This is a genomic window from Streptomyces sp. NPDC059373, assembly GCF_042751495.1.
Lineage (GTDB): Bacteria > Actinomycetota > Actinomycetes > Streptomycetales > Streptomycetaceae > Actinacidiphila.
This window is the reverse complement of the sequence record NZ_JBHYXC010000001.1, coordinates 723,292-746,827: the sequence shown is the minus strand read 5'-3', so window position 1 is coordinate 746,827 and position 23,536 is coordinate 723,292. Positions and strand designations below refer to the sequence as shown.

19 protein-coding genes are annotated in these 23,536 nt (G+C 70.4%); 10 read left to right on the top strand and 9 right to left on the bottom strand.

The annotated features are described in order from the left end of the window. Positions 1 to 91 precede the first annotated feature (91 nt). Positions 92 to 1,753: a glycoside hydrolase family 55 protein gene (locus tag ACFXJ5_RS03520; protein WP_384626177.1), complete on the top strand. Its 1,662-nt coding sequence runs from the start codon at positions 92 to 94 to the stop codon at positions 1,751 to 1,753. A gap of 68 nt (positions 1,754 to 1,821) precedes the next feature. On the opposite strand, the gene ACFXJ5_RS03515 is transcribed toward ACFXJ5_RS03520, so the two are convergent. Beyond that, positions 1,822 to 2,865 (bottom strand): right-handed parallel beta-helix repeat-containing protein, encoded by a 1,044-nt coding sequence (locus ACFXJ5_RS03515; RefSeq protein WP_384626175.1) that lies wholly within the window; start codon positions 2,863 to 2,865, stop codon positions 1,822 to 1,824. Positions 2,866 to 3,110: 245 nt separating this feature from the next. Further along, complete coding sequence (locus tag ACFXJ5_RS03510; RefSeq protein ID WP_384626173.1) at positions 3,111 to 5,540, bottom strand: SpoIIE family protein phosphatase; 2,430 nt, start codon at positions 5,538 to 5,540, stop codon at positions 3,111 to 3,113. A gap of 554 nt (positions 5,541 to 6,094) precedes the next feature. On the opposite strand from ACFXJ5_RS03510, the gene ACFXJ5_RS03505 reads away from it, so the two are divergent. Further along, positions 6,095 to 8,362, top strand: a complete 2,268-nt coding sequence (locus ACFXJ5_RS03505; protein WP_384626170.1) for a M4 family metallopeptidase — start codon at positions 6,095 to 6,097, stop codon at positions 8,360 to 8,362. Positions 8,363 to 8,435: 73 nt separating this feature from the next. Here the strand turns inward: ACFXJ5_RS03505 and ACFXJ5_RS03500 are convergent, their stop codons facing one another. Continuing rightward, entirely contained in the window at positions 8,436 to 9,152 is a 717-nt protein-coding gene (locus tag ACFXJ5_RS03500) for an SDR family oxidoreductase (protein ID WP_384626167.1), read from the bottom strand. Between the two features lie 72 nt (positions 9,153 to 9,224). Here ACFXJ5_RS03500 and ACFXJ5_RS03495 point away from each other — a divergent pair, with 72 nt between their 5' ends. Beyond that, positions 9,225 to 10,031, top strand: coding sequence for a helix-turn-helix transcriptional regulator (locus tag ACFXJ5_RS03495; RefSeq protein WP_384626165.1), 807 nt, complete (start codon positions 9,225 to 9,227; stop codon positions 10,029 to 10,031). A 334-nt stretch (positions 10,032 to 10,365) separates the two neighbouring features. On the opposite strand, the gene ACFXJ5_RS03490 is transcribed toward ACFXJ5_RS03495, so the two are convergent. Beyond that, the gene (locus ACFXJ5_RS03490) at positions 10,366 to 10,794 is read right to left on the bottom strand and encodes a cysteine hydrolase family protein (protein ID WP_384626162.1); all 429 of its coding nucleotides are present in this window, start codon (positions 10,792 to 10,794) and stop codon (positions 10,366 to 10,368) included. Positions 10,795 to 10,960: 166 nt separating this feature from the next. Between ACFXJ5_RS03490 and ACFXJ5_RS03485 the strand changes: the two genes are divergently transcribed. The 6 genes from ACFXJ5_RS03485 to ACFXJ5_RS03460 all read left to right on the top strand — a co-directional run bounded on the left by ACFXJ5_RS03485 (position 10,961) and on the right by ACFXJ5_RS03460 (position 16,697). Further along, positions 10,961 to 12,469, top strand: a complete 1,509-nt coding sequence (locus ACFXJ5_RS03485; RefSeq protein WP_384626159.1) for a purine-cytosine permease family protein — start codon at positions 10,961 to 10,963, stop codon at positions 12,467 to 12,469. Beyond that, a complete protein-coding gene (locus tag ACFXJ5_RS03480; protein WP_384626156.1) occupies positions 12,466 to 13,029 on the top strand; it encodes a cysteine hydrolase family protein in 564 nt (187 codons plus the stop codon). The genes ACFXJ5_RS03485 and ACFXJ5_RS03480 overlap by 4 nt, the downstream gene beginning before the upstream one ends. Further along, positions 13,026 to 13,733, top strand: a complete 708-nt coding sequence (locus ACFXJ5_RS03475; protein ID WP_384626154.1) for a GntR family transcriptional regulator — start codon at positions 13,026 to 13,028, stop codon at positions 13,731 to 13,733. Before ACFXJ5_RS03480 ends, ACFXJ5_RS03475 begins: the two co-directional genes overlap by 4 nt. 21 nt (positions 13,734 to 13,754) lie before the next feature. Next, complete coding sequence (locus ACFXJ5_RS03470) at positions 13,755 to 14,774, top strand: ADP-ribosylglycohydrolase family protein (protein ID WP_384626151.1); 1,020 nt, start codon at positions 13,755 to 13,757, stop codon at positions 14,772 to 14,774. A 4-nt stretch (positions 14,775 to 14,778) separates the two neighbouring features. Then, entirely contained in the window at positions 14,779 to 15,738 is a 960-nt protein-coding gene (locus ACFXJ5_RS03465; protein WP_384626148.1) for a PfkB family carbohydrate kinase, read from the top strand. Between the two features lie 77 nt (positions 15,739 to 15,815). After that, positions 15,816 to 16,697, top strand: coding sequence for an LLM class F420-dependent oxidoreductase (locus ACFXJ5_RS03460; protein WP_384626145.1), 882 nt, complete (start codon positions 15,816 to 15,818; stop codon positions 16,695 to 16,697). Positions 16,698 to 16,730: 33 nt separating this feature from the next. Here the strand turns inward: ACFXJ5_RS03460 and ACFXJ5_RS03455 are convergent, their stop codons facing one another. The 3 genes from ACFXJ5_RS03455 to ACFXJ5_RS03445 form a co-directional block, all read right to left on the bottom strand. Beyond that, positions 16,731 to 17,750, bottom strand: coding sequence for an LLM class flavin-dependent oxidoreductase (locus tag ACFXJ5_RS03455; RefSeq protein ID WP_384626142.1), 1,020 nt, complete (start codon positions 17,748 to 17,750; stop codon positions 16,731 to 16,733). Positions 17,751 to 17,875: 125 nt separating this feature from the next. Beyond that, positions 17,876 to 19,294 (bottom strand): glycoside hydrolase family 43 protein, encoded by a 1,419-nt coding sequence (locus ACFXJ5_RS03450; protein ID WP_384626140.1) that lies wholly within the window; start codon positions 19,292 to 19,294, stop codon positions 17,876 to 17,878. A 13-nt stretch (positions 19,295 to 19,307) separates the two neighbouring features. Continuing rightward, positions 19,308 to 20,783 carry an RICIN domain-containing protein gene (locus ACFXJ5_RS03445; RefSeq protein ID WP_384626137.1) on the bottom strand — a complete coding sequence of 492 codons (1,476 nt, stop codon included), beginning with the start codon at positions 20,781 to 20,783 and terminating at the stop codon, positions 19,308 to 19,310. Positions 20,784 to 21,170: 387 nt separating this feature from the next. Here ACFXJ5_RS03445 and ACFXJ5_RS03440 point away from each other — a divergent pair, with 387 nt between their 5' ends. Beyond that, positions 21,171 to 22,661: an APC family permease gene (locus ACFXJ5_RS03440; protein WP_384626135.1), complete on the top strand. Its 1,491-nt coding sequence runs from the start codon at positions 21,171 to 21,173 to the stop codon at positions 22,659 to 22,661. A gap of 167 nt (positions 22,662 to 22,828) precedes the next feature. Here ACFXJ5_RS03440 and ACFXJ5_RS03435 read toward each other — a convergent pair whose 3' ends face one another. Both ACFXJ5_RS03435 and ACFXJ5_RS03430 read right to left on the bottom strand, forming a co-directional pair. After that, the gene (locus tag ACFXJ5_RS03435) at positions 22,829 to 23,059 is read right to left on the bottom strand and encodes a hypothetical protein (RefSeq protein ID WP_384626133.1); all 231 of its coding nucleotides are present in this window, start codon (positions 23,057 to 23,059) and stop codon (positions 22,829 to 22,831) included. Beyond that, positions 23,046 to 23,300 (bottom strand): DUF6400 family protein, encoded by a 255-nt coding sequence (locus ACFXJ5_RS03430; protein ID WP_384626132.1) that lies wholly within the window; start codon positions 23,298 to 23,300, stop codon positions 23,046 to 23,048. The genes ACFXJ5_RS03435 and ACFXJ5_RS03430 overlap by 14 nt, the downstream gene beginning before the upstream one ends. Between the last annotated feature and the right edge of the window lie 236 nt (positions 23,301 to 23,536).

The following is a 23,536-nucleotide window of genomic DNA, read 5'->3' as shown; positions in this document are numbered from 1 at the left end:
TACGACCCCTTCCCTGCGGTCGTGGACTCGTGGCACCCTCAGGTCCGTCGCCCACGTGAACACAGTTCATATACATGGAAGTCGGGGGCTCATGGCCATCAGCCGCAGAAGCCTGCTCCAGGCCGCCACGGCCGCCGCCGCGGTCGGCGCGGTCGGCGCCGGAGCCGGGTTCACCCGCGCGCCCGCGGAGTCGTCCCTCTGGGCTGAATACCGGTCAGCCCCCTACAGCCACCCGCAGATCCCGCACATCGCCCTGGCCGGTTACGCGGCCGGGGACAAGCCGCTCCCGTACCACCGGCCCGTACGCGCCAATGTGCTGGACTACGGCGCCCGCCCGGACGGCTCCGCCGATGCGGCGCCCGCCATCAACCGGGCCATCGCCGAGACCGGCGAGCGCGGCGGCGGCACGGTGCTGGTGCCGGCCGGGACCTACCGGATCGACGACATCATCCGCATCGGCTACAGCAACGTCACCCTGCGCGGCGAGGGCAGTGACGCGACCACGCTGTACGCCACCCGCTCGCTCACCGACGTCATCGGCGTCTACGGCAGCCGCTACGGCGGCACCAAATCGGCGTGGTCGTGGGCCGGTGGCATGGTCTGGGTGTGCCCGCGCGACCGCTTCCGCACCCTGACCGACGCCATCACAGCGCAGAACTGGCCCTTCGAGGGCTGGACCGGGAACAAGCGCGACGAGTGGGACAGCCTGGCGGCCATCACCGCACCCGCCCGCCGGGGCGACTTCACCGTCACCGTCGACACCCCGCACGCGCTGCGCCCCGGCGACCGGGTCCTGCTCCAGCTCTCCGACGACGCCGGACACACCCTCCTCGACCACATGGCCGGCGATCTCCCCGGCGCCTCCGACTACTACTGGACCGACAAGACCAAGCTGCTGTCCTACGTCCCCTACGAGTGGCCCTGCCGCATCGCCGCCGTACGCGGCCACCGGGTCACCCTCGACCGGCCGCTCCCACTGGACGCGCGCCCGGAATGGACCCCGCGCATCACCACCCTGGTCGAGCCCGTGGTGGCCTCCGGCGTCGAGGGGCTCACCATCGAGATGGTGGAAACCCCGCAGTCCCAGCACCTGCTCGACAAGGGCTACAACGGCCTTGCCCTGCAGTGCGCCTGGGACTGCTGGGCCGACGACGTGCATGTCGTCAACGTCGACAACGGCTTCCTGCTGGTCGCGGCCAAGGCCGTCACCCTGCGCCGCACGCGGGTCTCCGGACGCGGCAGCCACCATCCGTACGCGTGCCGTGAGGGCTCCCACGACAACCTCATCGAGGACTTCGCCATCGACCAGCGGACCGTACCGGCGCCCGCGGGAACCCAGTTGCACGGCATCAATGTCGAGGGCCTGTCCAGCTACAACGTCTGGTCGCGGGGCCGCATGGACATGGGTACGTTCGACAGCCACCGGGGCATGCCCTTCGCCAACGTCCGTACCGAGATCACCGTTGACAACGACGGTGTGCACGGCGGCGACGCCAGCGCCGGTCCCCTGTACGGCGCGCGCTTCACCCACTGGAACATCACGGTCACCAACGGCCGCGCGGGCCTCGTCAAGATCGACGACATCGCCCCGTACAGCGCAACCGTCGGCATCTCCCAGGTGACCCCCTTCGGCCAGATCGACGTCCCCGACTTCACCGGCCCCCTCGAATCCCGTCTCGAGTCCTACGGCGTCCCCGCCGTCACCCCGCCCAACCTCCACACGGCGCAACGCCGCCTGCTGGGCCGGGGCTGACGGACCGCGGTCCGGCCGTTTGCGCGGAAGGGCCCACCGGCCAGAGGCTGGTGGGCTCTTCCGCACGGTCAGCTCACGGAGATGTTGGTGAGGCCTTTGCCGCCGGTGGAGGTGTTGGTGGAGGCGACGGTGTTCTTGGTGGAGCAGCCGCTGTTGTCGGTGATGTTGATGCCGTAGCCGGGTGCGGAGCCGAGGGTGAATTTGTTGTTGGTGAATGTGTTGCCGCAGCCGTAGGGGTTGTAGACGTTGTGGACCTGGAAGCCGTCGGTGTAGGGGTTGGTGACGGTGTTGGCGTCGATGGTGTAGGTGTCGCCCTTGACGTCGATGGTGGAGTCGCCGGAGTTCTGGTTCTGTTCGCCGGTGCCGTTGAGGGTGTTGCCGCGGATGGTGCCGCCTTTGGTGCCTTCCTTGATGTCGATGCCTTCGGCGGCGATGTTGGGGCCGACGAGGTTGTTGAGGACCTGGACGTAGTCGGAGGCGTCGACGCCGGTGGGGCCGGCGTACTGGTCCCAGTTGCTGTTGGCGGAGCCGATGTAGATGCCTTCGCCGTAGCTGGGCTGGGTGGTGCCGGTGTCGTGGATGTTGGAGTTCTGGATGATGCCGTGGTCACTGCCGGAGCGGAAGTGGACGCCTTCGTAGCCGATGTCGTGGACGTGGACGTCGTCGAGGGTGACGTGCGGGGAGGCGTCCATCACGATGCCTTTGACGGAGTTGTCGACGGTGATGCCCTTGACCTTCCAGTAGGGGGCGGTGCTGAGCCACAGGCCGTAGCCGTTGCCGCCGTTGGAGGTCAGGACGGCTTTGCTGCTGCCGGTCAGGGTGATGGGTGAGGACGAGGTGCCGTCGGCGGTGGCCTTGAACTGGCCCTTGTAGACGCCGTCGGCCAGCGTGATGGTGTCGCCCGCCAGCGCGTTGGCCAGCGCGGAGGTGAGCTGTGCGGCGGTCGAGACACTGACCGTACGATTCGCGGAAGCCGCCGACGCCGGGCTGCCCAGGATCGACGCCAGGCCCAGGCCCATGGCGGCCGCGCCGCCCACGGCGCTCACGGCGACGGCGCGCCGGCGGACGCGGCGGTGACGGCCGTCGGGACGGCCTGTGCTGGAGCTGCTCATGAACTACCTCCTGTGTGGGGGGTGGTGGGGCCGCGGGACTCTCTGCCGCTCACCAGGATTCATATGTATGAACGCTGGCTCTGCATGTAAACGCTGCCCTGCTCGGCGAAGTTAGGTCGGGCCATTGGAGGCGTCAAGAGATGCTGCAAGAATCGCCTCAATCGCGGGACCGTTGAGCGGGGCACGGCATCCTTGGCCGTGGCGCGATTCAGGTAGCTGAACAACGGGTGGGGTGGTAGGGGGAGTTACTCGTCCCCGAGCACCTGCTCGCACCAGATGACCTTGCCCGTCGTGGTCTGCCGGGTGCCCCAGCCCTGGGTGAGCTGGGCGACCAGCAGCAGGCCCCGGCCACCCTCGTCGAAGACCCGCGCGCGCCGCATATGGGGTGCGGTGCTGCTGGCGTCGGAGACCTCGCAGATCAGGGTGCGGTCGCGGATCAGGCGCAGTTGGATGGGGGCGGCGCCGTAGCGGATGGCATTGGTGACCAGCTCGCTGACCACCAACTCCGTGACGAACTGCGCCTCCTGGAGCCCCCACACTTCGAGCTGGCGGACGGCCAGTTCCCTGGCGCCCATCACCCGCGCGTTGTCGGCGGGGATGTCCCAGGTGGCGACCTGTTCCGGCGACATGGCGCGGATGCCGGCGAGGAGCAGGGCGACGTCGTCGGCCGGCCGTTCCGGGTCGGGCAGCAGCGTGTTGATCACGGTGTCGCAGGTGATCTCCAGCGACTGCGCGGGCTGGGACAGGGCTTGGCGCAACTGCTCGAGCCCATGGTCGATGTCATGGTCGCGGGACTCGATCAAACCGTCCGTGTAGAGGGCGAGCACGCTGCCGGCGGTCAGTTCCAGCTCGATGGACTCGAAGGGCAGACCGCCGACCCCGAGCGGGGGCCCCGTGGACCCGGTGACCAACTCGACGGAGCCGTCGGGCGCGACGACGAAGGGCATCGGATGCCCGGCCGAGGCCAGGACGCAGTGCCGTGAGATGGGGTCGTAGATCGCGTACAGGCAGGTCGCGCCGAGTTCGCCGGCGGCCGCCTTGTCGCCTTCGGCGATCCCGGCCTGTTCCTCGCTGGTGAGGTGGATGACCAGGTCGTCGAGGTGGGTGAGCAGCTCGTCGGGCGGGAGGTCGACGTCGGCCAGGGTGCGTACGGCGGTACGCAGCCGCCCCATGGTGGCGGCGGCGTGGATCCCGTGGCCGACGACATCACCCACGACCAGGGCGACCCGGGTGCCGGACAGGGGGATCACGTCGAACCAGTCGCCCCCGACACCGGCCCGCGAGCCGGCCGGCAGATAGCGGGAGGCGACTTCCAGGGCCGCCTGTCCGGGCAGCCGCTGCGGCAGGAGGCTGCGTTGCAGGGCCAGGGCGGTGGCACGTTCGCGGGTGTAGCGGCGTGCGTTGTCGATGGCCACGGCGCCCTTGGCGACCACTTCCTCCGCGTAGGACAGCTCGTCGGCCTCGAACGGTTCGGACCGCTCAGAGCGCCAGAAGGTGACCACTCCCATCAGCACGCCCCGGGCCCGCAGCGGTACCGACATCAGCGAGTGCATGCCGAATTCGAGCAGTTTCGTGGCCCGGTCCGGGTCCTGGGCGCGCCAGTCGGTCGCGGTGTGCAGGTCGGGTTCGCTCACGGCCTGCCCGCCGGCGAGGCTGCGGGCCTGGGGGGTTTCCGGGGCCTGCGTGATCACCTCGCCGGGCGGGAAGAGCGGGGCGTCCTCGCGGATGCCGCTCACGGCCACCCGGAGCAGCCCCGTGAGGTCGTCCGGCGTTGGCTCCTCGCCCTGCAGGACCGAACCCGCCAGATCGACGGTGACATAGTCGGCCACCCCGGCGACCGCCACCCGTGCCAGTTCCTGCACGGTCCGCTCGACGTCGAGCGTGGTCCCGACGGCCACGCTGGCGCCGTACAACAGCTCGAGGCGTGCGCGCGCCATCTCCGCCCGTTCGAGGCTCCTCCCCAGCGACCTCCCCATGGTGTTGAACGCGACTTCCAGGTCGCCGATCTCCCCCACGCCGGTTTCCGGCATGCGTGTGGTGAGGTCGCCGTCGGCCAGCCGGCCGGCGACGGCGGCTGCCCTGCGGACGGGCCGGACGATGGCGCGTGACTGGTACCACGCGAAGGCCCCGACGAGGAGTATCGACCCCGCGAGGCCCGCCACTGCCCCGACGGTGGCCCGTCGGACATTGGCGGCGGCGGCGTCCTCACGTGCCGAGAGGGTGACTCGGGACACCTGGTTGTACCGGTCGAACAGCCTTCTCAGCGTGTCGACGCGCTGCCGCCCTTCCTGCGTCGTGGCGATGCTCGACGCGGACGGATCTCCCCGGCGCACCGATTCGACCAGCGGAACGGAATAGTCGTTGATGTAGGACTGCCCGTCCCGGGAGATCGTCACCGCGATGCTCTGCTGCCCAGGAGCGTCGGACAGCCGCACGAATTCCCGGGCCTGTCCGGCGAAGGCGGCCCGCCCGGCCCTCCACGGCTGCAGAAACTGCTCCCGCCGCGTGATGACGAAGCCACGCTCGCCCGTCTCGATGTCGAGGATGGTCTTCTCCAGCGCTCCCGCCTGGACCAGTGACGACCGGATGTGCTTACGCGCGTCGGTCGACGAGCGCACGTCGTCCACGGCCCGCAGGAGCGCGGCGAAGGTAACACCGAGCAGCAGCGCGACCACGCTGCTGGCGATGACTGTCCGGAGGGTCAGCCCCCGTCTGGCACCCGCCGTCCTCGATCGGGTTGGCGCCCGTGACCTCATAGTTCGCCTGCTGACTATCGAGATTTAAGGCGATATCAACAAAAATACCAAAAACCGGGCCTGGCGCGCCGGTCCTCAGTCGTCCGGGACAGGCGCGCCCACATTGCGGCCATGCAAAATCTCTCGGCGCCGCTGCGAACGGGAGGCGGGGGCGCTGATCCCGAAAAGGGCCCTTCTGCCTCCGGGTTGGCGGCGCGAGACACCCCTGCCGCCCTCGGTGCGAACGTATCCAGGTAAAGGGATTGCATTGACGCGCCCCTGACAACGTTGCCAAAAGGTGGCATGCTCTCCTCAGCCACGACCGCGGGGGTCTAGACCTGTGGTGTCCATCGGGCCTGAGGCCCAGCTCACTGCACCGCCCGGGCGGACCGACCGACCGTCCGGTTGTCTACGGCCGACGTCCCACGGCCGCGGAAGAAGGAGCAGCAGTGCAACATTTATCGTCCCGAGACCGCTCTCGTACGACGAAGTCCGTGACCCGCCGCACCACGACCGCCGCCGGCGCGCTGATCGCCGTGACCGCGCTGCTCGCCTTCGGCGCGCAGACGGGCACCGCCGGCGCCCAGCCCTCGACCGGCGCCCAGAAGAAGATCATCGCCACCCCGGAGCCGGGTGCCGCCCAGGTCGAACTGACCCCCACCCAGCGCGCGTCGCTGCTGCAGCGGTCCGCCGACTCCACCGCCACCACCGCGAGATCCCTGAAACTGGGCAGCGGAGAGAAGCTCATCGTGAAGGACGTCGTCAAGGACGCCGACGGCACCGTGCACACCCGCTACGCCCGCACCTTGGCCGGGCTCCCGGTGCTCGGCGGCGACCTGGTCGTCCACGAGCGCGCCGGCGGCGGGGAAACCGTCACCAGGGCCACCAACGCCCGGATATCCGTACCGACGACGAAGGCCGGGACGCCGAAGGCCACGGCGCAGAAGGATGCGCTCCGGGCCGCTCTCGCCGAGGGCGCGGAGAACGTGAAGGCGAAGAGCACGCCGCGCCTGGTGGTCTGGGCGGCCGCCGGCACGCCCGCCCTCGCCTGGGAGTCCGTGGCCACCGGGAAGCAGGACGACGGCACCCCCAGCGAGCTGCACGTCGTCACCGACGCCCGGACCGGCAAGCAGCTCTCCGCGTACGAGGCCGTGGAGACCGGCACCGGCACCGGCCAGTACGGCGGCACCGTCACCATCGGCAGCACGCTGTCCGGCAGCACGTACGAGCTGACCGACACCGCGCGCGGCGGCCACAAGACGTACGACCTCAACCAGGGCTCGTCCGGCACCGGCACCCTGTACACCGACGCGGACGACGTCTGGGGCAACGGCCTACAGAGCGACCGCCAGACCGCCGGCGTGGACGCCGCCTACGGCGCCCAGGAAACCTGGGACTTCTACCAGGACACCTTCGGCCGCAACGGCATACGCAACGACGGCGTCGGCGCCTACTCCCGCGTCCACTACGGCGCCAACTACGTCAACGCCTTCTGGCAGGACTCCTGCTTCTGCATGACCTACGGCGACGGCTCCGGCAATGCCAAGCCGCTGACCTCGCTCGACGTCGCCGCCCACGAGATGAGCCACGGCGTGACCGCCGCGACGGCGGCCCTCAACTACAGCGGCGAGTCCGGCGGCCTCAACGAGGCCACCAGCGACATCTTCGCCGCCGCCGTGGAGTTCTACGCCAACAACCCGCAGGACGTGCCTGATTACCTGGTCGGCGAGCTGATCGACATCCGCGGCAACGGCACCCCGCTGCGCTACATGGACAAGCCCTCCAAGGACGGCGCCTCCAAGGACTACTGGTCCTCCAGCCTCGGCAGCGTCGACGTCCACTACTCCTCGGGCCCCGCGAACCACTTCTTCTATCTGCTCTCCGAGGGCAGCGGCGCCAAGACCGTCAACGGGGTCGCCTACGACAGTCCCACCTACGACGGCCTGCCGGTGCCCGGCATCGGCATCACCAACGCCGAGCAGATCTGGTACCGGGCACTGACCACCTACATGACGTCGACGACCAACTACGCCGGCGCCCGCACCGCCACCCTGCAGGCCGCCGCCGACCTGTTCGGCGCCGACAGCGCGACGTACGAGACGGTCGCCAACACCTGGGCCGCGATCAACGTCGGCAGCCGTGTCGTGCACGGCACCTCGGTCACCAACCCGGGCGGCCAGACGGGCGTGACCGGACTGGCCGCCGCCCTGCAGCTCCAGGCCACCACCACCAACACCGGCGCCACGCTCGACTACGCCGCCACCGGCCTGCCCGACGGCCTGGCCATCGACCCGGCCACCGGGCTGATCTCCGGCACCCCGACCACGGCCGGCACCTCCACCGTCGGCGTCACGGTGACCGACTCCACCGGCAGCGCCGCCTCGGTGTCCTTCGACTGGAACATCGCCGCCTCCGGCGCCTCCGTCTGGGAGAACCCCACCAATATCGACATCCCCGACGCGGGCCCGGCCGTCGAATCCCCGATCACCGTCGCAGGCCGCGACGGCAACGCCCCGAGCACCCTGCAGGTCTACGTGAAGATCGTGCACACCTACCGCGGTGACCTGGTCATCGACCTGGTGGCGCCCGACGGCTCGACCTACCGCCTGAAGGGCTCCGGCAGCGACTCGGCGGACAACGTCGACACCACCTACACGGTCGACGCCTCCAGCGAGACCGCCGACGGCACCTGGAAGCTCCGCGTCCAGGACGTCTACAGCGTCGACACCGGCTACATCGACACCTGGAAGCTGACCTTCTGACCCCTCCCCGTCCCCACGCACTCCGGGCTCCGGCCCCGTCCCTGTCGGGGCGGGGCCGGAGCCCCCGGCGGGCCTACCAGGGCACAGTGGTTCCGTCCCAGCTGAAGAACTGGCCGGTGGGGCCGTCGTCCGGCAGGAGGGCCAGCCTGACGGCGCCCGCAGCCCCCTCGGCCGGGTCTCCGTCGCTGCCGGCGGCGCGTGCGTTGAGGTCGGTCGCCCGGAGGCCGGGGGCCAGGGCATTGACCTTGAAACCCTCGGCGGCGAGGGCCTGGGCGTAGAAGAGCGTCACCGCGTTGAGGGCCGACTTCGACGAGCGGTACGCGGCGCCGGAGCCGGCCGAGACGGCGAACTGGTGCTCCGGGTCCGCGCTCCAGGTCAGCGACCCGGTCCCGCTGGAGACGTTCACGATGCGGGGCCCCGCGGACCGGCGCAGCGCCGGCAGGAACGCGTTGGTGACGGCGAGGACCCCGAAGACGTTCGTCTCGTACGTACGGCGGAAGCTGTCGACGTCGGCCTCGGGCGGCGAACTGCCGTCGACCATGATGCCCGCGTTGTTGACCAGGATGTCCAGGCTTCCGATCCGCCGGGCGGCGTCGGCGATACTCGCGCCGTCCGTGACGTCGAGGACCAGCAGCCGGGCGTCGCCGCCGATCTCCTTGACGGCCTGCTCCCCGCGCCCGGCGTCGCGCGAGCCGACGTGGACGGTGAGCCCTGCGACGGCGAGCTGCCGTGCGATCTCTTTGCCGATGCCCTTGTTCGCGCCGGTGACCAGTGCTGTGGAATCGTTCATGGTGTCCACGATTCCGTAGGGACATCGGCCGATCCAGGGACAACCGATCCCTGTCAGCCGGAAGGAGGCGGCATGGCGAGGCCGGAGCTGGCCCGTTTCCTTCGCGACCGCAGGGAGAACCTGCGCCCCGCCGACGTCGGCCTGCCCGCCGACCGGCGCCGCCGAACCCCCGGCCTGCGCCGGGAAGAGGTCGCCGTGCTGGCCCACATGTCCGTCGACTACTACGCCCGCCTCGAACAGGCCCGGGGCCCGCGCCCGTCACCGCGGATCCTGGACGCCCTCACCGGCGCGCTCCGGCTCACCCCGGCCGAGCGCACCCACCTCTTCCGGCTGGCCGGCACCAACCCGACACCGCTCGCCGGCCCGGTGCGCCGGGTCCGCCCGCATGTGGTGGACCTGCTGCGCCGCATGCCCGAGACGGGGGCCATCGTCACCGACGCCACGTACGACGTCATCGCCTGGAACCCGCTCGCCGGTGCCCTGCTGGGCGGCGACCTCGGCGCGGAGCCGAACCTCGCCCGTCGGCGGTTCCTGGGCGTCGGCCGCCCGTACGAGAGCTCGAGCGCCGAGGAGTTCACCCACATCGTGGTCGCCCGGCTGCGCCGCGCCGCCGCCCGCTACCCCCACGACGAGGCACTCGGCCGCCTGCTGGCCGAACTGCGCGCCGGAAGCGAGGAGTTCGGCCAGATCTGGGAAACCGACCCGGTGCACGCCCCCGGTCACCGCATCAAGACCCTGACCCACCCGGAAGTGGGCCGCCTGCGCCTCAACTGCGACGTACTCACCGTCCCCGACGACGACCAGCAGGTCGTCTTCATCACCGCGGACCCGGGCACCCCCTCCGCCCGGGCCCTGCGCCACCTGCTCCCGGCCGGCTGACCGTCCGGGCTCACCCGTCGTGCGGTGCCGGTTCGCTCGGATCGCGCAGCCCTGCCGCCCAGCTGCGGGCCGTGGTCACATCGGCGGACCGGTCAGGGAAGACGGTCTCGACGAAGAAGTCGTGCACGCGCGGATCCGGGTCCGCGCAGGCATCGGCGAGGACCGTCAGCCGGTAGGGCCTGTCTTGTGGATCTCCGCGGCGTCGCGTGCCCTGGCACCAGCGCTCGCGGCGTTGTCGTCAGTCAACGACGCTCCGCGTCGCTTCCTTCCTCCGCCTTGCGATCACAGGCGCCAGACCCCGCTCCTTCTCCCACGGAGATCCACAAGACAGGCCCTAGTCCCGGTCGAGGGCGTCATAGACGGTCGCGGCCACCATCGCGCTCGTGGCCACTCCCGCGACCGCCGGCGAGCCCACGCCCCGGCCGCGGAGAACCATGTCCAGCTCGGTCCCGGTGAAGGCACTTCCGCGCCGCTTGGTCACGACCGCATCGCCGTCGGCGATCCCGAGCGCCGGATCCACCTCCGCACCGGGTGAGCCCTGGTGGAAGATGTCTCCGGCCGCGTGGCAGGCGGTGATCAGGGGGTTGGTCGGCGCGACGTCGAGGCCGTTGACACGCAGTGCGGTGCGGACGAAGACGATGAGCACCCCGGCCGCCCGTGCGGTCGGAAGGATCTCGGAGACCACCGGAACGAGGTTCCGCGCGAACGGATAGTTACGGGTGATTCCGGACTGCAGGTCGCCGACCACCAGCGCGTTGGTCATCACCCAACTCCTTCGACGGCGGTTCGAGCCGGACCGGTTGAGCCTAACAACGCCGAGTCGAATTCTCAGGCCGGTCCGGCGGTGACACCGGCCGGCCCTGCACTCTTGACGCACCGGGGTCACCGGCCTAGCCTCCACTGAACACGTCTAGACAGGTAGGTCGACGATGACGGATTCTCTCGGCGGCGGAACCGGCCGCGGCTCCTCGGGCCGACAGCTCCAAGTGGAGGTGCACGGCCTCGATGTGATCGGCGACGCGGAGCGCAAGGGCACTCCGCGCACGCTGTTCTGGCCCTGGTTCGGGGCCAACGTCTCGATCCTGGGCCTCAGTTACGGGGCCTTCGCGCTCGGCTTCGGGATCTCCTTCTGGCAGGCGCTGGCCGCCGGAGTGATCGGCATCGTGTTCTCCTTCCTGCTCTGCGGCTTCATCGCCGTGGCGGGCAAGCGCGGGTCGGCCCCGACGATGGTGCTCAGCCGTGCCGCGTACGGCGTGCGCGGGAACCGGCTGCCCTCGGTGATCTCGTGGATGCTGACCGTCGGCTGGGAGACCGTGCTCACCGCGCTCGCCACGATGGCCACCGCGACCGTCTTCGGGCGGCTCGGCTGGGGCGGCGGCACCGAGACCAAGGTGATCGCTCTGATCGTGGTGGGCGCGCTGACCGTGGTCGGCGGTGTGATGGGCTTCGACCTGATCATGCGGCTGCAGACGGTGATCACCGTCGTCACCGGCGTGCTCACGGTCGTCTACATAGCGCTGGTGGCCGATCACATCCACTGGCACACCGTCAGCGCCGTACCGGCGGGCTCCGCACAGGAGTTCATCGGCGCCCTGGTCTTCATGATGACCGGCTTCGGCCTCGGCTGGGTCAACGCCGCCGCGGACTACTCCCGCTACCTGCCGCGCGGCTCCTCCAGCCGGGGCGTGATCGGCTGGACGACCTTCGGCGCCTCGGTGGCGCCGCTGCTCCTGCTGGTCTTCGGCCTGCTCCTCGCGGGCTCCTCCGGCGACCTCAGCAAGGCCGTCGCCGCCGACCCGATCGGCGCGCTGACCACGATCCTCCCCACCTGGTTCCTGATCCCCTTCGCCGCCGTCGCCGTACTCGGCCTGGTCGGCGGCGCGGTCCTCGACATCTACTCCTCCGGCCTCGCCCTGCTCGCGGCGGGCCTGCGGATCCCGCGCTACCTGGCGGCGCTCGTCGACGGTGTCCTGATGATCGCGGGCTCGGTCTACATCGTCTTCTTCACCGACAACTTCCTCGGCCAGTTCATCGGCTTCCTGACCACGCTGGGCGTCCCCGTCGCCGCCTGGTGCGGTGTCATGCTGGCGGACCTGCTGATGCGGCGCCGCGACTACGACGAGAACGATCTGTTCCGCAGCGGCGGCCGCTACGGCGACGTACCGCTGCAGCCGCTGCTGCTCACCCTCGTCTCCACCGCGCTCGGCTGGGGCCTGGTCACCAACACCGCCGCGAGCTGGCTGGACTGGCAGGGCTATCTGCTCGGCCCGCTGGGGCTCGGCGGCAAGTCGGGCTCCTGGGCCTACGCCAACCTGGGCGTCCTGGCCGCGCTCGCCCTCGGCTTCCTCGGCACGCTGGCCCTCGCCGGCGGCCGCGTGCGGGCCCAGGAGCGGGAGGACCCGAGCCCGGCGGCGAGCGAGGAGGTGCTGAGCGCATGAGTGCCGAGGCCATCCGCGGCCGGCTCGCCGTCATCGACATGCAGCGGGTGTTCGCCGAGCCCGACAGCCCCTGGGCCACCCCGCGCTTCGACGAGGCCGCCGAGGGCGTACGCCGACTGCTGCCGGCGTTCGGGGACCGGGTCACCTTCACCCGCTTCCTCGCGCCCGACAAGCCCGCCGGCGCCTGGCGCGCGTACTACGACCAGTGGCCCTTCGCGCTGCAGCCGCCGCAGTCCCGGCTCTGGGAGCTGACGGACGACTTCGCGGCACACGCCCCGCATGTGGTGGACGCCACCACCTTCGGCAAGTGGACCCCCGGACTGGCCGAGCGGGTCGGCTCCGACGGGCGGCTGGTCCTAGCCGGGGTCAGCACGGACTGCTGCGTGCTGTCGACCGCCCTCGCCGCCGCCGACGCCGGAGTCGAGGTGCTCGTGGTCGCCGACGCGTGCGCGGGAGTGGACGACGACTCGCACGCCAAGGCGCTCCATGTGATGGACCTCTACCGGCCGTTGATCCGCGTCGTCACCGTGGACGACGTCCTCACCGGGGACCCGTCATGACCGCTGTCCGGCTCAAACACCAGCAGATCACCGAGGTGCTCGCCAAAGAGATCCGCAGCGGACACCGGCCGGCCGGCGAGCAGCTGCCGGGGGAGCACGCCCTGGCCCAGCGCTTCGGTGTCAGCCGCACCACGGTACGGGCCGCGCTCGCGGAACTGAGCGAAGCCGGCCTGATCGCCACCCGCACCGGCAAGGGCTCGTACGTGCTCTTCGACGGCCGACCGCTGGACGACCGGCTCGGCTGGGCGCACGCCCTGGCCGCCCAGGGCATCGACACGCGCGTACGGACCCTCGCGGTCCGGGAGGTCCATGACGAGGAGCTGGCCGAAGAACTCGCCCTGGAAAAAGGCGTGTTCGTACGGGTCGAGCGGATCCGGGAGCTCCTCGGGGACGGCTCCGTGATCTCGTACGAGCGGAGCTTCCTGCCGGCCGTCCCCAGCATCAGGGAGCTGCCACAGCGAGGCCTCGACGACCTGTCGCTCACCGAGGTCATGCTGCGGGCCGGGCTGCACCCCGACCACGGCGAGCAACGCCTGGCCGGGCGGCGGATCGACGCGCGCGAGGCGGAGGTGCTGCGGCGCGCGCCGGGTGACTGGTTCCTCGACACCCGGCGCACCAGCCGCGCGGCCGACGGCTCCTTCGTCGAACATGTCGTCAGCCTGCTCGATCCCGACCACTTCCAGCTGTCCCTCGAGTTCGGCTGACCCCACCACCGGAAAGCGCACATGAGTCCCGTGAGCCCCAGCCTCCACAGCCGCGCCACCGGAGCCCTGTACGGGCTCGCCCTCGGCGACGCCCTCGGCATGCCGACGCAGATGCTGTCCCGCCCGCAGATCACCGCCCGCTACGGGCCGGTCCTGACCGGCTTCCACCCCGCCGCCCCGGACCACCCCCTGGCCGCCGGGATGCCCGCCGGCGCGATCACCGACGACACCGAACAGGCCCTGCTGCTGGCCCGGTTGCTGCTCGACGGTGACGGCACCGTCGACGCGGCGGAGCTGGCCCGGCGCCTGGTCGCCTGGGAGGACGACATGCGGGCCCGCGGCTCGCTCGACCTGCTCGGCCCGTCCACCAAGCGCGCGGTGGAGCAGGTCCTCGCGGGCACCCCCGTGGACGAGGTCGGCCGGTACGGCGCCACGAACGGCGCGGCGATGCGCATCGCGCCCGTGGGCATCGCCGTGCCGTCGGCGGACCCGGTCGCCCTGGTGGACCGGGTGGTGGAGGCCAGCCGGCTGACCCACAACACCGGGGTCGCCCTGGCCGGTGCGGCGGCCGTCGCCGCCGCCGTCAGCTCGGGACTTGACGGTGCGTCGGTTCCGGAGGCGGTGGACGCGGCGGTCGGCGCGGCCCGCCTCGGGGCCGAGCGCGGCCACTGGGTCGCCGCCGCCGATGTCGCCGAGCGGATCGTCTGGGCCACCGGTCTCGTACGGGAGCTGCCCACGCAGGTCGAGGTGTGCGAGCGGGTCTACGCGCTGGTGGGCACCAGCCTCGCGACCCAGGAGTCCGTACCGGCCGCCTTCGCGGTGCTGACCGCCTGTCAGGACGACCCGTGGCGGGCAGTGTTGCTCGCCGCGTCCGTCGGCGGGGACTGCGACACCATCGCCGCCATCGCGGGCGCGATCGGGGGCGCCTGCCACGGAGTGGAGGCCTTCCCCGCCGAGGCGCGGGCCACCCTGGACCGGGTCAACAAACTCGACCTCGACGCGACGGCCACGCAGCTCCTCGCGCTGCGCGGGCGGAAGTAAGCCGATGCGATACGACCGGCTCCTGCACCTCGGCAACGTGGTCATGGATCTCGTCCTGGAGGTCCCGGTCCTGCCCGAGCGCGGCGGCGACGTGCTCGCCACCCGGACCGGGAGCACCCCCGGCGGCGGCTTCAACGTCATGGCGGCGGCCGCCCGGCAAGGACTGCCCGTGCTCTACGCGGGAGCCCACGGCACCGGGCCCTTCGGCGACCGCGCGCGGGCCGCGCTGCGCACCGAGGGCATCGAGACCCTGCTCCCGCCCCGCGCGCAACCCGACACCGGCTTCGTCGTCTGCCTGGTGGACGCCGAGGGCGAGCGCACCTTCGTCACCAGTCCAGGTGCCGAGGCCACGCTGACCCCGGAGGACCTGGCCCAACTACGCCCGGGCCCGGGGGACTTGGTCTACCTCTCCGGATACGGCCTGTTGTACGAGTCCAACCGCGCCGCCCTGACCGGCTGGCTGCCGCAGCTCGACCCGGCCGTCACGCTGGTCGTGGACCCGGGGCCCCTGGTCCATGAAATCCCTTCGACCGCACTGGAGTTGCTCACGGCACGCGCCGACTGGTGGAGCTGCAACGCCCGCGAGGCCGCGTTGCTCACCGGGATCGACGATCCGTCCGCCGCCGCCCACGCCGTGCGGTCCCGCCTGAAGCGCGGCTCGGCCCTGGTCCGTACGGGCCCCGACGGCTGTCTGCTGCACCACGACGGGACGCTCGACGTGATCCCCGGATTCGCCGTGGACGCCGTCGATCTCAACGGCGCCGGCGACGCCCACACCGGCGCCTTCATGGCCGCCCTGGCCCAGGGCCTGGCCCCGGCCGCCGCCGCCCGCCGCGCCAACGCCGCCGCCGCGATGGCCGTCACCGCTCCGGGGCCGGCCACCGCGCCCGACGCGCACACCCTGGACGACTTCCTCCGTCAGGCGCGCCCGGCGCCGGTCCCGCGCGGCACGACTTCGTACTGATGCCGACGTCCTTGACCTGGAGCGCACTCGAAGACCTACTGTCGTGACTGTCCATGACGACGCGAACGGAGATCACCGTGCGACTCGGTGTACACATCACCAAGTTCGACCACCCCCAGGGGTCCGCCGGTCTCGGGCCGGAGCTGGCCGCGGCCGGCGCTGCCGCCGAGGCGGCGGGCGTGAGCTGGGTGTCGGTGATGGACCACTACTTCCAGATGGAGCACAACGGCGGCGCCGAGGCCGCGATGCTGGAGGCCTACACAACGCTGGGCTACCTCGCCGCGCACACGTCCTCGGTCCGGCTCGGGGTGCTCGTCACCGGGACGACCTACCGCCACCCCGGTCTGCTGGCGAAGATCGCCACCACGCTCGACATCCTCTCCGGCGGCCGCGCCACCCTGGGCATCGGCGCCGCGTGGTACGAGCGCGAGCACCTGGGTCTGGGTGTGCCGTTCCCGCCGCTCGCCGAGCGTTTCGAGCGGCTGGAGGAGACGCTGCGCATCTGCCTTCAGATGTGGGACCAGGACAACAACGGGCCCTTCGAAGGCAAGCACTACCGGCTCGCCGAGACCAGGTGCACGCCGCCGCCCGTGAGCACCCCGCACCCCGAGATCATGATCGGAGGCGGTGGCGAAAAGAAGACGCTCCGGCTGGTCGCCCGGTACGGCGACGCCTGCAACCTCTTCGGCTCCTCCCAGGCCGACGTCGCGCACAAGCTCGACGTGCTGCGCAGGCACTGCGACGAGGCCGGGCGCGACTACTCCCGCATCCGCAAGACCATGCTCTACATGGGTGACACCATCGGGAACGGCGACATCGACGCTTTCGTCGACGACCTGGCCGGCTATGCCAAGCTCGGCATCGATACCGCCATCGTGATGCCGCCGGACGCTACCCCGGCCCCGTGGATCGAGAACCGCTGCTCACCCGCCGTACCGCGGCTGGCCGAACTCGGCTGACCGCGACCCGCCGCCAGGCGCCGCACACCGGGGTCAGGCGGCGGGCTGCCAGCCCAGGGCCGGTCCGAGCTTCGTGGCGATGTCGGTGAGGATCTGGACGTAGTCGTCGTGGTCGAAGGTGAACGGCAGCGCGAACGCGACCTCGTCGATCTCCCGGAAGGCGGCGTGTGAGTAGAGCCGTTCGGCGATCTCCGTGGAGGAGCCGACAAGATCCGGCGCGAACATCATGCGCGCCGGCCCCTGAGGCGCGGCGGTACGCGGCGTCCGCTTGAGGGCGTACTCCTCGTACTTCGCGCGCTGCTCCGGAGAGGCGTTGTCGGTCGGGATGACGACGAGTCCCTGGGAGACGCGGGCGCGATCGCCGTCCGGGTGGTGGGTACGGAACGTCCGGATGTGCGAGAGCTGGACCTCGGCGAAGTCCTCGGACTCCTCCGCCTTCACGACGCTGCTGGTCAGGAAGTTCATCCCGTGCTCACCGGCCCACCGGGCCGACTGCAGGCTCGCGCCGCCGTACCACAAGCGGCGGCCGAGGCCGGGGGCGTGGGGCTGGACGCGGTCGGAGAACACCTCGAAGCCCTTGATCCCGCTGAAGTCGGTGGCGGGTTCGCCGCGCACGTGCTCCAGCAGCCGCTGCACCCGTTCGTAGCCGAAGTTCTCGCTGTCGGCGGTGTCGGGGTACAGCGCGGTCCTGACCTGGTCGTAGTTCATCGGCGGTCCTATGCTGACCCCCGGATTCAGCCGGCCACCGGACAGGATGTCGACCGTCGCCAGGTCCTCGGCCAGCCGCAGCGGGTTCTCCCAGCCGAGCGGAATGACCGCCGTGCCCAGGTCGATACGGCTGGTGCGCTGCGAGGCCGCCGCCAGGACCGCGACGGGGGAGGAGATGCCGTACTGCAGATGACGATGCCGCACCCACGCGCTGTCGAAGCCCAGCCGCTCACCCAGCTCGATGATCTCCAGCGTCGACTCGTGGCCCCTCCGTGGATCGGCCTCGTCGAACAGGCCGATCGTCAAGAACCCCAGCTTCCGCAACGGCTCCGAGGTCAGTGGCACAGGGCTCCTCCATCGTCCGCGGCATGCTCTGCCGAACACCACACCGCCTCGATGATCTCACTCCTCCAGGGCCGCCGAAATCGTGCGGTGCCGTCCACCCCGGGGTGGACGGCACCACAGGTCGGTCAGGCCCAGGCGGTGACCGGCAGGAAGGAGCTGTCCGATCGGAAGAGGTCGGTGCCGTCCTCCAGATCCACCCGCAGCTGGTAGTTGTAGTGCCGCAGGTAGTACCCCGGGTAGTTGTACGACTCCAGGCGGACCGCGCCCGTCGTCGGACTCACCCGGGCCACGAAGGTGGCGTCCTTGGCGAACGTCGTGGTGCCGTCGTTCGTGTCGAAGCGGCCCACGAAGCCGTAGTGCCGCAGATACCTGCCCGCCGAGTCCTTGAACGAGTAGCCGCCCGGGTCGGCGAGCCCGGCCACGACGGTGAAGGTCGCCGCCTGCTTCGCCGCGGCGGTGCTGGAGCCGGTCACCACGGGAAGGCTGACGACGTTCGTGCCCTCGGTCCAGTAGCGGGTGGTGTAGTTGGCCGACTGGAAGGAGCGCGTCACGCCGGTCGTCAGGCTCGCCCCGCCGGGGACGGTCTCCTTGAGCACGGTGAAGTGGCGGGCCGTGCCGGAGACTTCCGGCAGCTTGGTGGGGGTGCTCCAGGTGGCGAAGGTGTCGTAGCTGTCACTGAAGTAGTACACGCCCTCGCTGTAGGCGTCGTAGTAGATCCGCCAGCCGCCGTTGTCGAGCCGGACCAGGCAGGGGCCTTCCTTGTAACTGCCCCAGCCGGCCCAGTCGCCGGTCTTCTGGAGGGTCCAGGTCCCGGTGAGGCTGGACGCGGTGGCGTACTCGATGTACTTGGCCGTCTCGTTCTTGGTGAAGGCGTGGTACGTGCTGCCGATCTTCACGACGAAGGTGTCGATGTGGTTGGTGCCGATACCCGCCATCGCCACCGGCGCGCTCCACGCGGTGAGCGCGGAGTTCGTGGCGGTCAACACGTAGGGCGTGAAGAGGTATTCGTCGGCCGTGGTCGAGCAGGACACGATGATGTGCACGCTGCCGTCGCCGTCCACGAACCACTCCGGTGCCCAGGCCCGGGACAGGTTGGTGATCGGGATGGTGTGGTCGTACAGATGCGTCCAGGTGACCCGGTCGGAGCTGCGGGCGAAGCCGATGGTGGTGCTGGAGACCGACCAGGTGTCGGTGGTGTACGTGAGGTAGTACAGACCGTCGGTGTGCTTGAAGACACTGGCGTCGCGGATCCGGCCGCTGGGCGGGGTGTACGCGGAGGCCTTCAGCAGCCGAAAGTCGGTCGCGTCGTCCGCCTGGTAGACGTTGACGGTGTAGTCGCTGGCGTTGGTGAACGCCACGATGGTGTAGCGGTCGGCGCTGCCGGCGGCCGGGGCGGCGGCCTCGGCGGTGCCGAGCAGGCCCGGCAGTCCACCGAGGCCGCCCACGACGAGCGCCGAGACGGGCAGGGCGGCCAGGGCGCGCAGCAGGCTGCGACGGGACGGTTCGGCGGTGCTGCTCATGTCGTTGCTCATGTGGCTGCTCATGTCGCTGCTCATCTCAGGCCACCGACCAGGTCTGGTTGGCTCCGCCGTTGCCGACCCACTGGTCGACGACGGCGCCCGTGCTGGTGGAGTTGCCCGCGACGTCGGCGACCCAGCCGCTGTTGGCGTTCACCAGGGTGTAAGCCGTGTTGGTGGACGAGGTGTACGTCCCGGTGGCGTCCAGGGCCCACTGCTGGTTGGTGCCGCCATTGCAGGTGTACTGGGTCAGTTGTGTGCCCTGGGTGGTGGACTGGCCCGGCACCTCGAGGCACTTGCCGCTCTTGACATTGGTCAGGGTGTACACGTTCCCCGAGACCCGTGCCAGGGTCCACTGCTGGTTGGTGCCGCCGTTGTCGGTGTACTGGATGACCTTCCCGCCGTTGGCGGTGGAACCACCGCTGACGTCCGCGACCAGCCCGCTGTGGGCGTTGGTGAGGCGCACCGTTGCGTTGGCCGGGTTGGACGAACCGGCCGACCACGCACCGGTGGTGACGTCGAGCGACCAGGAGTTCTGCCAGCCGACGGTGACCGTGGTGCCCGAGACGGTGAGCGGCAGCCAGACCATGGGCGAAGCGCCGAGGTCGGCGGTGGTCCAGCGGTCACCGGCGTAGACGTACGTGGTGCCCGAGGTGCCCTGCACCGGGATGATGTTCGCGGTCTGGGTGCTGTACGTGTTGGTGCCGACCGGCGCGAAGGTGCGGAAGGCCGACCACGTCCCGGACAGCGAGGTCGCGGTGGCGTACACGTTGTCGTTGAGGGACCAGCCGGTGAGCTTCGAACCGAGCAGGTAATAGGTGCCGTTGATCTTCGCCATGGCGGGCGCCTCGTAGTCGGCGAAGACCGCCACCGCGCTGTCCACGGTCAGGTAGTCGGCGGAGAGCCTGTCGATCCGCAGGCCGTCGGCCCGGTCCTCGCTGAGCAGGTAGCCGGTGCCGTCGGTGTCCTGGAAGAGCCCGAGGTCCCGGCTCTGGAAGCCCAGCGGCCGGGAGCTGCCGAGGTACGTGTAGGCGCCGCACGGGGTGTCGCTGGTGGCCACGCCCACCTTGGCCTCGGAATAGGCCGTGTTGTCGATGTGCAGGTACATCACGTACTTGCCGGTGGTGGAGTTGTGGATGACCTTCGGCCGCTCCACGATCCGGCTCGGGCCGAGGTCGCCGCTGCTCTGCAGGCTCAGCGCCTTGCCGACGTACGTCCAGGTGGAAAGGTCGGTGGAGCTGTAGCAGTTGATGGACTGGAAGGACGTGTCCGACGAGCTCTCGCCGCTCTTGTTCTCGCCGTACCCGTACCAGGTCGAGCCGACCTTGATGATGCCGAGGCCGTGCATCTGCAGCGCGTTGCCCGAGGTGTCGTTCCGGGCGGCTCCCGGGGTGAAGGTGCTGGTGGTGTCGGCGTGGGCCGTCCCCACGGGCAGCAGCAGTACCGCCAGCCCGATGGCGAACGCCACCAGTGCGGCGGCCAGTCGGCCGGCTTGTTCGACGACTCTGTCGAGCATGCCATTTCCTTTCGTCGTACGGTCCCGTCCCGACGGGACCGTGGAGAAGGCACCTTGAAGCCCCTTGCGGCCGGGGCGGCTGTACGGCCGGGGGAGTGGACCACGCATCCAAAGCGTTCGATATGGCGAACATCATGCGGAAGGCCGAACAAAAGATAGGGGTGTGCCAGAACCGCGTCAATGCATCCGTCCGGATTCCCTGAACCCTTCTTCTATCCCTCAGAGAAAGCCTGCGCGTCGCAACGGGAGCCCGTGACGCGGGCGTTGACGGCGACTGGCCGTGCCCGCCGCCGGGAAGACGGAAGTTTTCCCTGCGCGTCCCTGGGAATCACCGGCGGTGCCCCGGACCATGGTCAGCAGACCGCCGAGCAGAGGAGAACCGTCACCGTGACCGCCCCTGCAGCGCCGCCGTCCTCGCCGCCGGACTCGCCCGCAACCTCGCCGTTACGCCGCTCGCTCACCGTCTGGCAGGCCGTCGGCCTGTCCGTGGCCCTGATGGCGCCCAGCATGGCGGTCAACATCAACCCGCAGGCCGCCGGTTCGCTCGTCGGCCGGGCCGTGCCGTTGGCGTTCCTGCTCTCCGCTGTCGGTGTGCTCCTGGTCGCGTACGGGTTCGTACGGCTGTGCCAGTACTACCGGCACGCGGGGAGTGTGTACGCCTTCGTCGGCGCGACCCTCGGCCCGCGCACCGGCGTGGTCGCCGGCTGGGGGCTGGTCGGGACGTATCTGGCCTACGGGGTCACCACGTCCTCGGTGGTGGGGATCTTCGGCACGTCCTTCATGAAGACCGCCGGATGGTGGACCGCGCCGCCGGACTGGGCGCCCTTCCTGATCGCCGGGATCGTGCTGGTGCTGTGCTGGCTGCTCACGGCCGTACCGGCGCGGCGCGGCACCAATGTGCTGCTCGCGGTCGAGGGGGCGACGGTCGCCCTGATCCTCGCCGTGTCGGTGACGGTGCTCGTCAAGCTGCTGGCCGGGCACGCACCGAGCGGCCAGAGGTTCACCCTCTCCGTCTTCCATGTGCCGGCCGGGACCCAGACCTCCGCCCTCTTCCTCGGCATCGTCTTCGGATTCCTGTCGTTCGCCGGCTTCGAGGCCTCCTCCACCCTGGGCGAGGAGACCCGCCATCCGCACCGGGACATCCCCCGCGCCATCATCGGCACCGCGGTCTTCGGCGGGGTCTTCTTCACCGTCGTCACCGCCATCGAGATGATGGGATTCGGCGCAGGCCCCAAGGGCGTCGCCGCGTTCGCCGGCTCCTCCTCCCTGCTCGGCGATCTGGGCAGCGCCTACGTCAGCGCCTGGGTCGGCAACGCCATCACCCTCGGCGCCACGGTCAGCGCCTTCGGCTGCACCCTCGCCTGCACCGTCGGCAGCTCCCGGCTCCTCTTCGCCCTCTCCCGCGACGCCTTCGGCGACCGCGGCCTCGGCCGCGCCTCCCGGGGAGGTACCCCGGCGCGCGCCGGGTTCGTGGCCGCCGCGGCGATGGGGGCCGTACTGCTGCTGTGCACCCAGGCCTTCCACGCCAAGGCCGAGGACACCTTCATCTGGTTCGGCACCATCGGCACGCTGATCCTGCTGGTCGCCTACGCCCTCACCACGGTCGGCGCCATCCGGCTCGTCTTCTTCCAGCGCCGCATGCACGTACCGCCCTGGCAGATCGTCATCCCCCTCGCCGCGCTGCTCCTGATCGGATACACCCTCTACCGCAACGTCATCCCCTACCCGGCCGGCGGACCGCCCCGCTGGTTCCCGGTGGTCGCCGGCGCCTGGCTCCTGGCCGCCGTCCTCGCCGTCCTCGCCTCGCCCACGCTGGCCAAGCGGCTGGGTCGCCGGCTCGCCGAAGCGGAGGGCCTCACGGCGGGGGAAGGGGACTGAGCGTCCGTGCCATTCGGATCGGCGGCGGATCGCCGAGAGGGGGCGCCGCATGTGAGATCCACACAGGCTACGGAATGCTGCGTTGATAAGGAAAGCGTAGTTCCGTGGGCTCACGATCGCGGACGATCACCGTCCCGGCGACCGAAGGGGTTGGTTGCGGGGGTGGCTCAGGGACGGGGCGCGCCCTCGGCGCCGAATCGGGAATCCCAGACCCACAGGTGCGCGCAATTGGGGCACTGCAGGTGCACCAGGCGCCCCTGCGTCGACAGCAGGTAACGCCAGTGATCAGCGCATGTGCGTCCGGCTTCGCACGTCACGCAGCCCTGTTCGTCGTCGCAACCGGGGCATGACACCCAGGCCCTGCGTCCCTTGTCGGCGCCAGGATCAATCGGCAGCACGGCCGTCCCCCTCGCGCGGCGGCAGCACACCGGCTGCCTCCAGTCGCCGGTAGATCGCCGTCTGCTCCTCGTCGAGACCGGAGTAGAGGAGGCGATAGGCCGCGTCCTCGTCCGTCATCACGGCCACCGGGTCCCACTCGTCGCCCAGAGCGGCGACGACCGCGGCCCGGCGTCGTCCCTCGTCGCCGATGAGGTCGAATTCGATCGCATGGAGATGTTCGTTGGAGGCACCATTTATCATGCTGGGTTTCCCGAATCGCGTGGGCGTATCAATTTTGCATGTCTAACAAATCGCCCGAGATCGAGAAAGCCTTTGCCGGAAAATGCGACGTAGATCGCACTGGCGGAATTTTGATAGTGAATTGGCGGATATGCCCCAGTTCATCCACGCAAGACCACGAAGCACGACTGGCCGCGCAGCCGCCGGCTGCGCTTTGTCCTCAATCGCCGGACGGGCTGACTTTCAGCCCGTCCGGC

What these genes read in the sequence shown, in the direction of transcription:
- ACFXJ5_RS03520 (WP_384626177.1), top strand. Translation starts at nt 92, where the DNA reads ATGGCCATCAGCCGCAGAAGCCTGCTCCAGGCCGCCACGGCCGCCGCC.
- ACFXJ5_RS03515 (WP_384626175.1), bottom strand. Translation starts at nt 2,865, where the DNA reads ATGAGCAGCTCCAGCACAGGCCGTCCCGACGGCCGTCACCGCCGCGTC.
- ACFXJ5_RS03500 (WP_384626167.1), bottom strand. Translation starts at nt 9,152, where the DNA reads ATGAACGATTCCACAGCACTGGTCACCGGCGCGAACAAGGGCATCGGC.
- ACFXJ5_RS03495 (WP_384626165.1), top strand. Translation starts at nt 9,225, where the DNA reads ATGGCGAGGCCGGAGCTGGCCCGTTTCCTTCGCGACCGCAGGGAGAAC.
- ACFXJ5_RS03490 (WP_384626162.1), bottom strand. Translation starts at nt 10,794, where the DNA reads ATGACCAACGCGCTGGTGGTCGGCGACCTGCAGTCCGGAATCACCCGT.
- ACFXJ5_RS03485 (WP_384626159.1), top strand. Translation starts at nt 10,961, where the DNA reads ATGACGGATTCTCTCGGCGGCGGAACCGGCCGCGGCTCCTCGGGCCGA.
- ACFXJ5_RS03480 (WP_384626156.1), top strand. Translation starts at nt 12,466, where the DNA reads ATGAGTGCCGAGGCCATCCGCGGCCGGCTCGCCGTCATCGACATGCAG.
- ACFXJ5_RS03475 (WP_384626154.1), top strand. Translation starts at nt 13,026, where the DNA reads ATGACCGCTGTCCGGCTCAAACACCAGCAGATCACCGAGGTGCTCGCC.
- ACFXJ5_RS03470 (WP_384626151.1), top strand. Translation starts at nt 13,755, where the DNA reads ATGAGTCCCGTGAGCCCCAGCCTCCACAGCCGCGCCACCGGAGCCCTG.
- ACFXJ5_RS03465 (WP_384626148.1), top strand. Translation starts at nt 14,779, where the DNA reads ATGCGATACGACCGGCTCCTGCACCTCGGCAACGTGGTCATGGATCTC.
- ACFXJ5_RS03450 (WP_384626140.1), bottom strand. Translation starts at nt 19,294, where the DNA reads ATGAGCAGCCACATGAGCAACGACATGAGCAGCACCGCCGAACCGTCC.
- ACFXJ5_RS03445 (WP_384626137.1), bottom strand. Translation starts at nt 20,783, where the DNA reads ATGCTCGACAGAGTCGTCGAACAAGCCGGCCGACTGGCCGCCGCACTG.
- ACFXJ5_RS03430 (WP_384626132.1), bottom strand. Translation starts at nt 23,300, where the DNA reads ATGATAAATGGTGCCTCCAACGAACATCTCCATGCGATCGAATTCGAC.